The organism is Caballeronia sp. SBC1 (assembly GCF_011493005.1).
GTDB lineage: Bacteria > Pseudomonadota > Gammaproteobacteria > Burkholderiales > Burkholderiaceae > Caballeronia.
In genome coordinates this window covers 95,294-108,629 of the sequence record NZ_CP049157.1, presented here as the reverse complement: position 1 = coordinate 108,629, position 13,336 = coordinate 95,294, and the positions used below count along the sequence as shown (strand labels likewise).

Here is a 13,336-nt window from a genome sequence, read left to right as displayed (position 1 = left end):
CGGGTTTGGCTTCTACGAGGCTGCGTTGGCCGTGGCCGTGGCCGCAGCCGCACCCGAGGCGCCGCCGTGGGCGTGCTTATGCTGGCCCTGAGCGCCGCTCGCCGCGCTCGCTCCGGACGCCGGGGTTGCGGCAGCAGCGCCGCCCGATGCGGGTTTCGCCGCAGCCGCCTGGATCTTCGCGCCGTCGCTCAGGCGGTCAGTGCCGTCGGTCACCACGATGTTGCCCGCCGCAAGCCCGGACGTGATGACCGTGTTCTTGCCGTCGCTCGGGCCGAGGGTGACCTTGTGCACGGACACGGTGTTGTTCGTGTTCACGAGGTAGACATAGTCGCCCGGTGCGCCTGTTTGCACCGCTGGCGTAGGCACCAGTACGGCGTTTTGCAGCGTATCGACGAGCAGCTTGACGTTGACGAACTCGCTCGGGAACAGCGTCTCGTCGTCGTTGGGGAAAGTGGCCCGAAGGGTTATCGTGCCGGTGCTCGTCGCCATCTGGTTGCTGACCGCGTACAGCGTGCCGGTGCCGATCTCCTTGGAGTTGTCGCTGCTGTAGGCGGTGACCGGCAGGCTTGCGCCCCCGTTCATGCGCTGCAGCACGCTCGCGAGCGAGTCTTGCGGCACCGTGAATTGCACGGTGGTGGGCTTCATCGTGGTGATGACCACAATGCCCGGCGACGACGAAGCGGTCACGTAGTTGCCCGGATCGACCAGGCGCAAACCTACCCGGCCGGCCACCGGCGCTGTGATATGGCAATAAGCGATGTCGAGGTCAAACTGCGCGATGTTGGCCAGGTCGACCTTCACTGCGGCCTCGTCCTGCTGCACGAGGAACTGCTGGTCGGCAAAGGTCTGCTCGGCAATGGACTTTCGCTCGTTCAACTGCGTGTAGCGGGCGAGGTCGGCGCGCGCCTGCGCGAGTGAAGCCCGGTCCTTGGCGAGTGTCGCCTCGGCCTGCTGCTTGTCGATTTCATATTGACGTGGATCGATCTGGGCGAGGAATTGCCCCTTCTGGACGTCCTGGCCTTCGCGATAGCCGACCGCTGTCAGGTATCCGCTCAGTTGTGGCAGCACGGTCACGGTGGCGGTAGGGGTCACCGTGCCCAGTTCATTCAGGATTTCCGGCATTGAGCCAAGCGTCGCGGTGGCGACCGTCACTACTTGCGGTGCGGCCGCGCGCTGCGGCTTCTTGGCCCGCAGCAAATGCACGACCACGACTCCTATTAGCACCAGCACCACCAACAACAGCAAGACACGCCAGCGCTTCGAGCGCTTTACCTGCGTGGAACCGGTGTCGCTCATACCGCTCATACCTACGCCCTCCGAAAACAAACTCTGCCCTGGATAACCGGGTGGCCCAATAAAGAACCTGGCCCGGCGAGTGCCACATGTCTCTCATCTCCGGCTCAGCCGGATATGACGGAAACTCCGTCATGATCCGCAAAAAAGCTCGCTGAGTCAGCCGGGCATTCCTGCGGTCTTATTCTCTTATTTCGTTAGCGAAGCATTTGGGCAAGATCCAGCGACGACGTAGGGTGCTTTTGAATTCGCGTTGTGTTGGCTTCTTCAGGTCTCATTCGCCCGGAAGCGGTCACGACGCGGTATTAAAAGCATGGAGTCCCTTGTGATCGAACGAGTGCATACAAGTTCACCGGGTGGGATGCAATGACGCCCTGCAACGAACGACGAATAAGACCGTACCGCAGTGTAGCGAACCGGAGGCTGATATTTGAACGATCGTGTGGGTCAAAGCATTCCGAATCATTACGATAAGAGCGTGCGTAACATCATGTAATGCGACCGCGAACTTTCTTAAGAAAGTACCGCAAATATCATTGATATGGGGTGCTATCAGCCATTGTCAGTTTATAGAAAGCATATAGAAAGAAATTGTGCGATGTGAATTGACTATTATTACAAATAGCCTGTGTATTCCTAACTAAATGGTCTTGTGATGCACTATTGATGCTACCGCTAGTGTTTCAGGTTGATTCCGCTCGCCGGCGGCCCGTCGATGCACGCACAACGAGTGTTGGCGGTGGGGCGATGACCATGGACGGTTGCACCTCGGGCGCCTGAATCAGCTGGATAAGCCGATCGACCGACAACTCCGCAATGGCCGCGGTCTGGATCGCGACGGTCGTCAAAGCGGGATGTACCTGATGCGCAAGTTGGATGTCTGTGATGCCGATCACCGATACGTCATCCGGCACCTTGCGGCCAAGCGTGATCAACGCCTGCGCCGCGCCGATCGCAAGCAGATCGTTGGTCGCGAAGATGGCGGTGAGGCGCGGCCGGTTCGCCATCAACTGCATGCAGGCGGCATAACCTGCGTCGATCGAATCACGGATCTGCAGCACGGCCGCGGAGTCTGCCTCAATCCCGGCTTCGTGCATGGCGGCGCGAAACCCGTTGGAACGGGCATCCTGCAAGCCGCCGCAACCATCGCCGATCAGCAGGCCGATCTCGCGGTGGCCGAGTTCGAGCAGATGCCCGGCGGCCAGCGTGCCCGCCAGGGCAAAATCCACGGCAATGCAGGGCAGGGCGGGCGGCGTCTCGGGATGCTCCCACATGGCCAGCAGAATTGGCGCGCTGTGCATGGCCGACGCGCACAGGTCGTTAATGGCAATGTCCGTATTCATCACGAGTACGCCATCGGCCAGCGTCCCCGCGATCTGATTCAGGTAGGCGCGGCCAATCTCAGCGTCGTCGTCGGTATTGCACACCATCAGGAAGTGACCTGCCTTGCGGGCCGCGCGCTCGGCTGCCAGGACGAACTCGGGATAGAACGGGTTCGAGATATTGGAGAGCATCAAGGCTAACGTCGACGAGCGGCCTTCAGCCAGCGCACGAGCGTTGAGGTTGGGCCGATAGCCGAGATCGGCAATCGCTTTCAGCACGCGGTCAGCCGTTTCCGGACGGACTTTTTCGCGATTGCGCAGCACGTTGGACACGGTTGCCGCCGTGACATGCGCGCGCTTCGCAACTTCGGACAGGGTGACCATATTTTATTTATCCCACATTCAGGGAATGCGATTCAAATGTTGCAAGCGATTGGCGACGTTGATAACTTCTGGAAAACACAACGGAGACACCCATCATGACTTCTTCCATCGTACCCGAATTTAAGCGGTTAAATACACGCTGCACAAGGATGTGCCGCTTATTTTACGCAAAAATTTAAGCGGTTAAATCCGGGAGATAGCATGGCAACGATCCGTCTTGAGAACGTGCAGAAGTCGTACGGTGATCATCCGCCGGTGATCCGGCGCGTGAACCTCGATATTGCACAACACGAGTTCTGCGTTTTTCTGGGGCCATCGGGTTGCGGTAAGTCCACGCTGCTGAGAATGATCGCCGGTCTCGAAGACCTGAGCGAAGGCGAGCTGCATATTGGCGGACGTCTCATGAACGATGTTCCTGCTGCGGCGCGCGGCGTTGCGATGGTGTTCCAGAGCTACGCGCTGTTTCCGCACATGACCGTGTTCGAGAACATGGCGTTCGGCCTGAAACTCGCGAAGCAGCCCAAGGACGTGATCGACCGGAAGGTCCGCGAAGCGGCGCGCATCCTGCAGCTGGACAGCTACCTCGACCGGTTTCCCAAAGCACTTTCCGGTGGCCAACGGCAGCGCGTCGCGATTGGCCGCGCCATCGTGCGTGAACCCGGCGTGTTCCTGTTCGATGAACCCCTGTCGAATCTCGATGCTGCGCTGCGGGGCCAGACACGTGTGGAAATCGCCCGGCTGCATCAGCGCTTTGCAAACGCGAGCGTGGTCTATGTGACCCACGACCAGGTCGAGGCGATGACACTCGCCGACAGGATCGTACTGCTGCACGCAGGCGCCGACGCGGAGCGGTTCGGCAGCGTCGCGCAGACCGGTGCGCCGCTTGATCTGTATCACCATCCGAAGTCGCGCTTCGTGGCGGGTTTCATCGGCTCGCCGAGAATGAATTTCATTGATGCCGTTGTGGAGTCGATCGGCAAGGGCAGTGTGACGGTCACGCTGGCGCAAAGCGGTGAATGCTTAGTTATCCATGTCGATGGCCAGCGCTTGCAACGCGGTCAGCCGGTCACGGTCGGCGTGCGTCCGGAACACCTGCGGCTCGATGGCGACGAGCAGTCCATTCAGTGCGTCACGGTGCTCTCGGAGGAGCTTGGTGAGCACAGCTACATTCACGCCGATCACGCGGCCGGCACGCTCGTCGCGAAAGCACCCGGCGACACATCGATTGGTCCAGGCGAGCGCCTCCATATTCACGTTCCGGCTTCGGCATGCCATCTGTTCGACGCCGATGGACTGGCGCTCCGGCGCAGCACGCTCGAGCCTGAACGAATCGCCGCTTAAAGCACAAGCGCATAGATTCAAACCCTATTCCGCCACAGAGCGGGTTACATCGTCTGGCAGTTGATTGCTGTCAGCCAACAAGGTAGTCAAGGAGACAAAGATGATTGCTCATCGCCTTCGCAGTCTGGCTCATGCATCAGTCGCGGTCGCGCTGGTGGCAGGCGTACTCTGCTGCACCGTGGCGGAAGCCGCCACACTGACGGTCAATGTATCGGCGCGCGGTAACCAGCGCTCGACCTGGCAGGACGCATTCGACAAATTCAAGAAAGCCAATCCCGACGTCGACCTCAAGGTGACCTATATCACCGAAGAGGCGTACAAGGTCCAGATGGGCGGCTGGCTCGCCACCGATCCACCGGATGTAGTCTCGTGGCACGACGGCGAGCGCATGGCGTATTACGCACAACGCGGCCTGCTGGAAGACTTGTCGCCGGACTGGAGCAAGAACGGCTGGTCGCAGCAATACGCGTCGGTCAAGGAGGCGTCCACGTATAAGGGCAAGCAATACGCGGCGCCACTTGGCTACGACGCTTACGGGTTCTTCTATCGGAAGGATCTGTTCGAGAAGGCCGGCATCAAGGGTGAGCCGAAAACCTGGGACGAATTCCTCGATGCCTGCAAGAAGCTGAAGGCGAGCGGCGTTGCGCCAATAGCCGTTGCCGCGCGCGATAGCTGGACGCTTGCCGCATGGTTCGACTATCTCGATCTGCGCATTAACGGCAACGCGTTTCATCAGCAATTGATGGCGGGCGAAATTCCGTATACCGATGCACGCGTGAAGAAGGTTTATATCGCGTGGAAAACGCTGATCGATGACCACTACTTCATTGACGACGCGCTGTCCTACGATCTCGATTCCATCGCGCCATTTCTCGCGAACGGCAAGGCTTCGATGATGCTGATGGGCACGTTCTTCTCGGCAAGCATTCCGGCCTCCATCCGGCCGCAAACTGGCTTCTTTCGTTTCCCTGTGATCGACCCGAATGTGCCGATGGCCGAAGACGGACCGGTCAACGTCCTGCTGATTCCGGCGAAGGCAAAAAACAAGGCTGATGCCCGCAAGCTGCTGGCCTTCATGGAACAGCCGCAGATCAACGCCGATCTCGCGAAGGGCTGGGGACAACTGCCGTCGAACAGCCAGTCTGCTGAACCCGAAGACGAAATTTCGAAGGTTGGTTTCCAGACGCTCGCGAATACGAAGGGCGGCATTGCGCAGTTCTACGACCGCGACATGACAAAGGAAATGGCCGACGAAGGGATGAAGGCGATGCAGCAGTTCTATAGCGATCCGTCGCAGCTCGACGCCGTGCTCGTTCGCCTTGAAGCGACCCGCAAGCGTATCTACAAGAAGTAAGCCCGCAGCGCCAGCGGTTGCATGTTGCATCAGCAGCTGGCGCTCGCCAACGATCCCTGACGAGACCCGATCATGTCTGATTCCGTAGCGCGCCGCTTACCCGCGGCTCGGCGCCGGCACGTCTCTACTACACGCCGTCATCAACACCGCGCCGCATTTTTCTTCCTGCTGCCGGGCTGTGCGTTGTTTTGCCTGTGCGTGGTGTACCCGATCATCAGCAGCATTCATCTCAGCTTTTATAACTGGGACGGGATGACGCCGAAGACATTCGCCGGCTTCGATAACTACATCGAGCTGTTCCACTCGGACACGTTCTATACGGCACTCAAGAACAATCTGATCTGGCTCGGTCTGTTCCTGCTTGCGCCGCCGCTCGGGCTGCTGTTCGCGTTGTATCTGAACCAGCATGTCCGTGGCATGCGCGTCGTGAAGTCGCTGTTCTTCGCGCCGTTCGTGCTGTCAGGCGTGGTGGTGGGGCTCGTGTTCAGCTGGTTTTATGACCCTGGCTTTGGTTTGCTAAGGCTGATTGTCGGCCACGGCATTCCTGTGCTCGGCGATCCACACACGGTGACGTTCGGCATCATCTTCGCCGCGCTTTGGCCGCAGACGCCGTTCTGCATGGTGCTGTACCTCACCGGTCTGACGGCCATCAATCCAGAGGTGGTCGAGGCGGCGCGCATGGAAGGCGCGAAGGGCGTGGCGCTGCTATGGCACGTGATTCTTCCGCAACTGCGGCCCGCTACTTTCATGGCCGTGGTGCTCACTGTGATCGGTGCGCTACGCAGCTTCGATCTGATCGCGGTGATGAGCGGCGGAGGGCCGTTCGACAGTTCCACCGTGCTCGCCTATTACATGTACGACCAGGCGATCAAGTATTACCGCGAAGGCTATTCCGCGGCGATTGCAGTCGTGCTGTTCGCCATCATGCTCGTCTACATCGTGTTCCATCTGCGCCGCATGCTGCGCGAAGAACGCTGATTTCCAGGAGTCACGTGTCATGTATCCGCTTCCCGTCGAACGCTGGAAACCGCTTAACCGCAGGCTGTACAAAGCCTCGCTGCCGCTTGCGCTTCTGATATGGCTTCTGCCTATGCTGGCCGTGCTCGTCACCTCCATACGTTCTTCGGATGAACTCGCGCATGGCGACTATTGGGGCTGGCCGAAGCATTTCGCGCTGATCGAAAACTACGGCACGGCGCTCACGCAAACGCCGATGCTGCATTACTTCGCCAATAGCGTGCTGATCACGGTGCCGTCGGTGATCGGTGCGATCGTGCTGGCTTCAATGGCGGGTTTTGCGTTGGCTACCTACAAGTTCCCGGGCAATACCGCCGTGCTGTTTGCGTTTGTTGCCGGCAACTTCGTGCCGATCCAGATCCTGATGATCCCCGTACGCGACATGGCGCTGAAAGTAGGGCTGTTCAATACGGTGTGGGCGCTGGTGATTTTCCACGTGTCATTCCAGACCGGCTTTTGCACGCTGTTTTTGCGCAACTTCATCAAGCAGTTGCCGTTCGAGTTGATCGAGGCGGCGCGCGTGGAAGGGGCGAGCGAATGGACCATCTACCTGCGCATCGTGCTGCCGCTGATCCGGCCCGCGCTCGCCGCGCTCGGCATTCTCGTGTTCACGTTCGTCTGGAACGACTACTTCTGGGCGTTATGCCTCACGCAGGGCGATGAGGCCGCGCCGATCACCGTAGGCGTCGCCGCACTCAAAGGGCAATGGACGACGGCGTGGAACCTCGTCGCTGCGGGTTCGGTGCTGGCCGCGTTGCCGTCCGTGCTGATGTTCTTCGCGATGCAAAAGCATTTCGTCGCCGGTCTGACTTTTGGTGCAAGCAAGGGCTGAACGCCTGTTTGCCGTTATCTACTAGCGAGACTTTCTCATGCAACTTGGTGTGTGTTATTACCCGGAACAATGGCCCCGTTCAATGTGGGCCGACGACGCAAAACGTATGGCCGAACTCGGCATCACGCATGTGCGGATCGCGGAATTTGCGTGGAGCCGGATGGAGTCGCGCGCCGGCGAATTCGCCTGGGCATGGCTTGACGAAGCCATCGAGACGCTGGCGGCTACGGGGCTGAAAATCGTGCTGGGTACACCGACCGCGTCGCCACCCAAGTGGCTGATCGACGCGCATCCGGAGGTGCTGCCAGTGCGGGCGGATGGCGTGCGCTGGAACTTCGGCTCGCGTCGCCACTACGATATTTCCAGCGAGGTCTATCGGCGTGAGTGCGTGCGTTTTGTCACAGCAATGGCAGAGCGCTATGGGCGACATCCCGCTATTGTCGCCTGGCAGACCGATAACGAACTCGGCTGTCACGATACTGTGCCGAGTTATTCACCCGCCGCACAGAAGCGCTTTCAGGCGTGGCTTCAGTTTCGCTATGAGAGCATTAATGCACTCAATGAAGCATGGGGCAATGTGTTCTGGAGCATGGAGTACCCGTCATTCGATGCGATCGGTTTGCCAAACCTGACCCCCACCGATGCCAATCCGATCCATCTGCTCGACTTCCGCCGCTTCATGTCCGACGAGGTAGCGAGTTTTCATCGGGAGCAGATCGAGGTGCTACGGCAGCATGCGCCTACGGCTGACCTGCTGCATAACTTCATGGGCTTTTTCACGACCTTCGATCATTACCGCTTTGCTGACGATAACGCGATCGACGTGGCTGCGTGGGACAGCTATCCGATCGCACGCACTGAGTCGATCGCGCTGCCGGAGGAGCAGAAGGCGCGTTACGCAAGGACTGCGCATCCCGACGTCTCCGCGTTCGATCACGATCGTTATCGGGCGATCGGCGGTGGACGTTTCTGGGTGATGGAGCAGCAGGCGGGACCCGTGAATTGGGCGTCGTGGAATCCGGTGCCGGCCAAGGGCATGGTCCGGCTTTGGGCTTACGAGGCTTTTGCGCATGGGGCGGAACTGGTGTCGTATTTCCGCTGGCGCCAGTGTCCGTTTGCGCAGGAACAAATGCACTCCGGGCTTAATCTGCCTAACAACGAACTGTCGCCCGGCGGCCTTGAAGTGCAGCAAGCGGCCCGCGAGATCGCGGCATCGGCGGCGCTGTCAGAACTCGGCGCGCCGACGCGCGCGGCCACCGCGATTGTGTTCGACTACGAGACGCAATGGATGTTCGAGATTCAGCGTCACGGCAAAACCTTCGACTACCAGATGTTGGTGTTCGACTACTACGAGGCACTGCGTGAACTCGGCCTGGACGTCGATATTGTTTCGAGTAGGGCCGATCTGTCGCCGTACCGGTTGGTGGTCGTTCCAAGTATTGCTGTGATCGATGAAACGCTCGTCGGGCAGATAAAAAAGAGTTCCGCCCGATGGGTATTCGGTCCGAGAAGCGGCTCGAAGACGACTGCATTTGCAATCCCCTCCGGCCTCCCGCCCGGCGCGCTGCAACAGGTATTGCCGATGCAGGTGCTGGAAGTCGAAACGCTGCGCCCGACGCTCACGCCACCGCTTTCTTTCGGCGAGCAGCAGGGTCATGCGATGCATTGGCGCGAGCATGTCCGCGCCAATGGCGACACGCGTGTCGATGCGCAGTTCGATGATGCATGGCCGGCGGTTCTGAGCCACGCCAATGTCCAATATCTAGCGGCATGGTTGTCCCACGATCTACACCGCGCACTGCTGGAGCGGACGGCGAAGGAGGCCGGCATTAAGACTCAACTGCTTGCAGAGGGCTTGCGCATTCGCAGGCGAGGCGATCTGACCTTCGCGTTCAACTTCGGTACAGGGCAAGTGCAAGCCCCCGCACCGGTCAATGCGACGTTTGTGCTCGGGCAGCGGCAGCTCGCAACCGGCGATGTCTGCGCGTGGAAGGACGTCCAGACCGGCTGAGCTGGCAACGGTCGGCGTTCGCAGCCGGTCACTCCCTAACAAGATCAACGAAAAAATGGGCTTACTGGGCCTGCGCAGCCAGAGGCACGATCGCCGCAATGCGCCAGCCTTCGGCGGTCCGCACCGCAACCTCATAGACGAGGTAGGGGGCGGCCTTGCTCGGCACGTCCAAGGGTCCGCCCGTGATCTGCGTCTCTGCATACAACTGGGCAACATCCGCAGTCAGGGGGATGATCTTTATGCTATCGACGTTCGGATTGAACTTCCACACGCCTTTGAATGTTTCCTTGAAGTGCGCGATCAGCGCCGGCTTTCCCCAGAAGCGGTACGGGCGGGCGACTAACACGACGGGGTCGGGTTGACCGGCCGGCGCCGACGCGAATACGCCCTCGAACGCCACTATGTCATGTGCGGTGGCGGCAGCTGCCTGACGGAGAAAAACATCCTTGACCTCTTGCCTGTCCTTGTCGGTGAATTCATGCGTGGCTGCGGCGTGGGCCGGCAGATGAGCAGCGCTCAGGATCACGGCGGCGATGAGCGAAGCGAGGGTTTTCTGACTGCGCTGAATATTCATGGAGATAGTCTCATATGCCCGTATCAGGGATTTTTTTGCGGCGAGAGAACGGGTATCTTTCGCCGCATGCCACGGGTGATCGTGTCGGTATTGCGCTCGCGCTATCAAGAAGTTGCTTCCTCGGCGTCGAGTTCCAGTTGCGTGATTCGAACCATCATTCGCCGCATAGCTAACGCATCCTGTTTGCCGAATTCTTTTTCAAAGCTTGCTTGCGCCTTCAGCCAATAGGGCTTGCTTTGTGCCTCGATGCTGGCGCCTACGGTAGACAACCCCACTTCACGCTCTCGGCGGTCCTCGCTTCCGACCCGAATTGTTACCAGTCCGTCGCGCTCGAGCGGGCGCAGGTTGTGCCCCATGGTCGCCCGATCCATCGACAACAGGTCGGCAAGCGCGGCCATGGTAGTAGGGCCGCGGTTCGCGAGCAGGCTCAGGATAGTGTATTGCGTGGCGCGCAAACCGGTGTCCGCCATGCAGGCATCGTAGAAACGGGTCAAGCGTCGCGCGGCTTTACGCAGCGCAGTGTTGTTGCAGATGCCCGGATTGATTGGCAGGCGAGACGCAGTCATCTTGGATCAAACGACAAGGATATATATGCCCATTATTGTGGGCATATAAGACTATTGCCAAGCGGATCAGGGCGGGTGGTTAGCGGCTCGGTGCTTGCTTGGCGAGCGTCTTGCGGACACAGGCGAGCGGCGGCATTACACCCGGCTTGCAGTCATGCGATGCAAGCCGTGGCGTCGCGCTCAAGCAATCTCCGGCCTATAAGTTATAAGTCAGCCGACTCGCCGCCCTTCGACCGGGTATCCAGGATCGGTATACCCAGGTGTCGACGCATGCCCTGGCGCAACGAGGTTATCGACAAGCTTTTCGTCCTCGGGTCCGAGCTCCAACTTGAGCGCTTCGACGTAGCTGTCCCACTGCGCTTCGGTACGCGGACCCGCTATGGTGCTGCTGACAATGCGGTTCTTGAGCACCCATGCGAGAGCGAAGGCTATGGAAGTCGTTCCACATTTCGCAGCATGATCCGCGATAGTTTGTGCGATCCTGAGCGATTCCGGGCGCCACTCGGTCTGCTGGATTCGCTTGTCGCCGCGGCCTGCGCGCGAGTCGGCCGGCGGTGTGGCATCCACTGCATATTTGCCGCTGAGGACGCCACGCGCGAGCGGACTGTACGAAACGACACCCAGACCGTAGTGCGCTGCTGCCGGCAGTTGCTCGACTTCCGCGGTACGGTCCACAATGTTGTAGAGCGGTTCGCTCGCGACGGGCCGGTCAATTCCCATCTGGTCGGCGAGACGTGCGATTTCGGCAATGCGCCAGCCACGGAAATTGGACAAGCCGAAGTAACGGATCTTGCCCTGGCGAATCAGATCGCCGATCGCACGCACGCCCTCTTCCAGCGGTGCGTCAACGAGCGCCCGATGAAAGTACAGGATGTCGATATAGTCCGTGCCCAGACGCTTCAGGCTCGCTTCAACAGACTGAATGATCCACTTGCGCGACTGACCCTGTTCGTTCGGACCTTGCGTGGTCGGATAGCCGAACTTGGTGGCAACCACCCAGTTGTCCCGACGATCAGCGATGGCTCGCCCAACGATTTCTTCCGAACGACCCGCGTGATAAACGTCAGCGGTGTCGATGAAATTAACGCCTTGATCGAACGCTTTGTCGACGATGCGCTTTGAGGTTGCCTCGTCAGTTTCGCCACCGAACATCATTGCGCCCAGACACAAGGGCGAGACCTTGAGGGCGCTACGGCCCAGATACCGATAATCCATTCTGTATGCTCCGTTCAGGCTAAGCCTGCGACAAGAAAGTGCAAAAAGTTTGATTCGGTTAACTAAGCTTCGCGACTTTCGAAGACGCGCCTGGCGATGGGCAGGGCCGTCATTGCCGTCGGCCAGCCAGAATAGAAAGCAAGGTGAGTGATCAGCTCGATCAGTTCGTCGCGAGTCACTCCATTGTCCAGTGCTCGGCCGATGTGAAACGGAAGCTCGTTGGTGCGGTAAAGAGCGACGAGGCTCGCGACCGTGATCAGGCTGCGATCACGCGGGGAAAGGCCCGGGCGTTCCCAGACGTCGCCGAACAGGACCTTGTCGGTGTAACCCGCGAGCGCGGGTGCGAGGTCGCCGAACGCGTTGCGTGCAGCGGTGGGTACGTCAGTGGGTACGTTAGTCATCAAGTCATCTCCAACTCTAGTTCCGGGCCACGGTCCATCGCACGGGCACTTCGCGCTTGGCCGGTTCGATTGCCTGCAGCACTAAATTTACCGGCTGTATCAGCGTGTGACTAGACAGCGGAATCGGCAAGCGCATATGAGCAAGATTCATGAATGAACTGAGGAAAAAACTGCCCGCACGACTCTAAAAAAACTTTTGCGACCTGCTTGACATCGCGTTATGAGTCTCTATAGTTAACTCCATGGTTAAGTTTCAGGAAAACGCATTGGACCGTACGTTCGCCGCATTGGCTGACCCAACGCGGCGTGCGCTCCTTGCACGTTTGTCCGCGCATGCGGACCTGTCCGTCAGCGAACTTGCGCAGCCGTTCGAGATGTCGCTGCCGGCTGTTATGAAGCATCTGGATGTGTTGTCGGATGCCGGTCTGATCACGCGCGCCAAGACCGGCCGCACCGTCGCGTGTCGGCTTGCCGCCGGACCGATGGAGGAAGCAATGGAATGGCTCACTCGCTATCAGCGCTTCTGGACCGATACCCTTGATCGCCTTGCAGTCTTTGTGGAGGAAGACCCATGCCCGCCCAACCCAGCCTCACGCTCCAGCGCCGAATCAACGCAAAGCCCGCCAAAATCTACGCCGCCTGGACGGAACCGTCGCAAATCGTGAAGTGGATGCATCCCAACAATAATGAGGTGATCCTCGCGGAGATGGACGTACGGGTTGGCGGACGCTTCCGGATCATGTTCCGCACACCTGAAGGCGAGGAGCACGACGTAAGCGGCATCTACCAGGAGGTCGTTCCAGACGAAAAACTCGTCTACACGTGGGCATGGCGCAGCACGCCGGAGCGGGAATCGCGCGTGACGTTCACGCTGCGCGGCGAGGATGACGGCGAGCGCACGTTGCTCACGCTGAAGCATGAGCAGTTCGCCGATGTCGCAGCACGGGATGCTCACGAGGTTGGCTGGAGCCATATCCTCGATGAACTTGCACAGCAATTTTCCTGACCACTGCAGGAGGATGGAAA

Annotated in this window: 13 protein-coding genes; 7 read left to right on the top strand and 6 right to left on the bottom strand. The window is 59.5% G+C overall.

All coding sequences use genetic code 11. From position 1 onward, the window contains the following. Positions 1–12: 12 nt before the first annotated feature. Complete coding sequence (locus SBC1_RS18430) at positions 13–1,296, bottom strand: efflux RND transporter periplasmic adaptor subunit (protein WP_165101562.1); 1,284 nt, start codon at positions 1,294–1,296, stop codon at positions 13–15. 680 nt (positions 1,297–1,976) lie between these two features. Further along, positions 1,977–2,999: a LacI family DNA-binding transcriptional regulator gene (locus tag SBC1_RS18425; protein ID WP_165099951.1), complete on the bottom strand. Its 1,023-nt coding sequence runs from the start codon at positions 2,997–2,999 to the stop codon at positions 1,977–1,979. Between the two features lie 201 nt (positions 3,000–3,200). On the opposite strand from SBC1_RS18425, the gene SBC1_RS18420 reads away from it, so the two are divergent. The 5 genes from SBC1_RS18420 (at position 3,201) to SBC1_RS18400 (ending at position 9,554) form a co-directional block, all read left to right on the top strand. Beyond that, on the top strand, positions 3,201–4,340 hold the full coding sequence (locus tag SBC1_RS18420) for an ABC transporter ATP-binding protein (protein WP_165099954.1): 1,140 nt from the start codon (positions 3,201–3,203) through the stop codon (positions 4,338–4,340). Positions 4,341–4,440: 100 nt separating this feature from the next. Continuing rightward, positions 4,441–5,694: an ABC transporter substrate-binding protein gene (locus tag SBC1_RS18415; protein WP_165099957.1), complete on the top strand. Its 1,254-nt coding sequence runs from the start codon at positions 4,441–4,443 to the stop codon at positions 5,692–5,694. 72 nt (positions 5,695–5,766) lie between these two features. Further along, entirely contained in the window at positions 5,767–6,672 is a 906-nt protein-coding gene (locus SBC1_RS18410; protein WP_165099960.1) for a carbohydrate ABC transporter permease, read from the top strand. Positions 6,673–6,691: 19 nt separating this feature from the next. Continuing rightward, positions 6,692–7,543 (top strand): carbohydrate ABC transporter permease, encoded by an 852-nt coding sequence (locus tag SBC1_RS18405; protein ID WP_165099963.1) that lies wholly within the window; start codon positions 6,692–6,694, stop codon positions 7,541–7,543. A 37-nt stretch (positions 7,544–7,580) separates the two neighbouring features. Further along, positions 7,581–9,554 carry a beta-galactosidase gene (locus SBC1_RS18400; RefSeq protein WP_165099966.1) on the top strand — a complete coding sequence of 658 codons (1,974 nt, stop codon included), beginning with the start codon at positions 7,581–7,583 and terminating at the stop codon, positions 9,552–9,554. 61 nt (positions 9,555–9,615) lie between these two features. On the opposite strand, the gene SBC1_RS18395 is transcribed toward SBC1_RS18400, so the two are convergent. The 4 genes from SBC1_RS18395 to SBC1_RS18380 form a co-directional block, all read right to left on the bottom strand. Beyond that, complete coding sequence (locus SBC1_RS18395) at positions 9,616–10,128, bottom strand: nuclear transport factor 2 family protein (protein WP_165099969.1); 513 nt, start codon at positions 10,126–10,128, stop codon at positions 9,616–9,618. A gap of 104 nt (positions 10,129–10,232) precedes the next feature. Then, on the bottom strand, positions 10,233–10,694 hold the full coding sequence (locus SBC1_RS18390; protein ID WP_165099972.1) for a MarR family winged helix-turn-helix transcriptional regulator: 462 nt from the start codon (positions 10,692–10,694) through the stop codon (positions 10,233–10,235). A 210-nt stretch (positions 10,695–10,904) separates the two neighbouring features. After that, positions 10,905–11,909 carry an aldo/keto reductase gene (locus tag SBC1_RS18385; protein WP_165099975.1) on the bottom strand — a complete coding sequence of 335 codons (1,005 nt, stop codon included), beginning with the start codon at positions 11,907–11,909 and terminating at the stop codon, positions 10,905–10,907. 62 nt (positions 11,910–11,971) lie between these two features. Beyond that, positions 11,972–12,310, bottom strand: a complete 339-nt coding sequence (locus SBC1_RS18380; protein ID WP_165099979.1) for a carboxymuconolactone decarboxylase family protein — start codon at positions 12,308–12,310, stop codon at positions 11,972–11,974. Between the two features lie 242 nt (positions 12,311–12,552). Here SBC1_RS18380 and SBC1_RS18375 point away from each other — a divergent pair, with 242 nt between their 5' ends. Beyond that, positions 12,553–12,975 (top strand): helix-turn-helix transcriptional regulator, encoded by a 423-nt coding sequence (locus SBC1_RS18375; protein WP_165099982.1) that lies wholly within the window; start codon positions 12,553–12,555, stop codon positions 12,973–12,975. 5 nt (positions 12,976–12,980) lie between these two features. Next, positions 12,981–13,316 carry an SRPBCC domain-containing protein gene (locus SBC1_RS18370; RefSeq protein WP_370469644.1) on the top strand — a complete coding sequence of 112 codons (336 nt, stop codon included), beginning with the start codon at positions 12,981–12,983 and terminating at the stop codon, positions 13,314–13,316. Positions 13,317–13,336 lie beyond the last annotated feature (20 nt).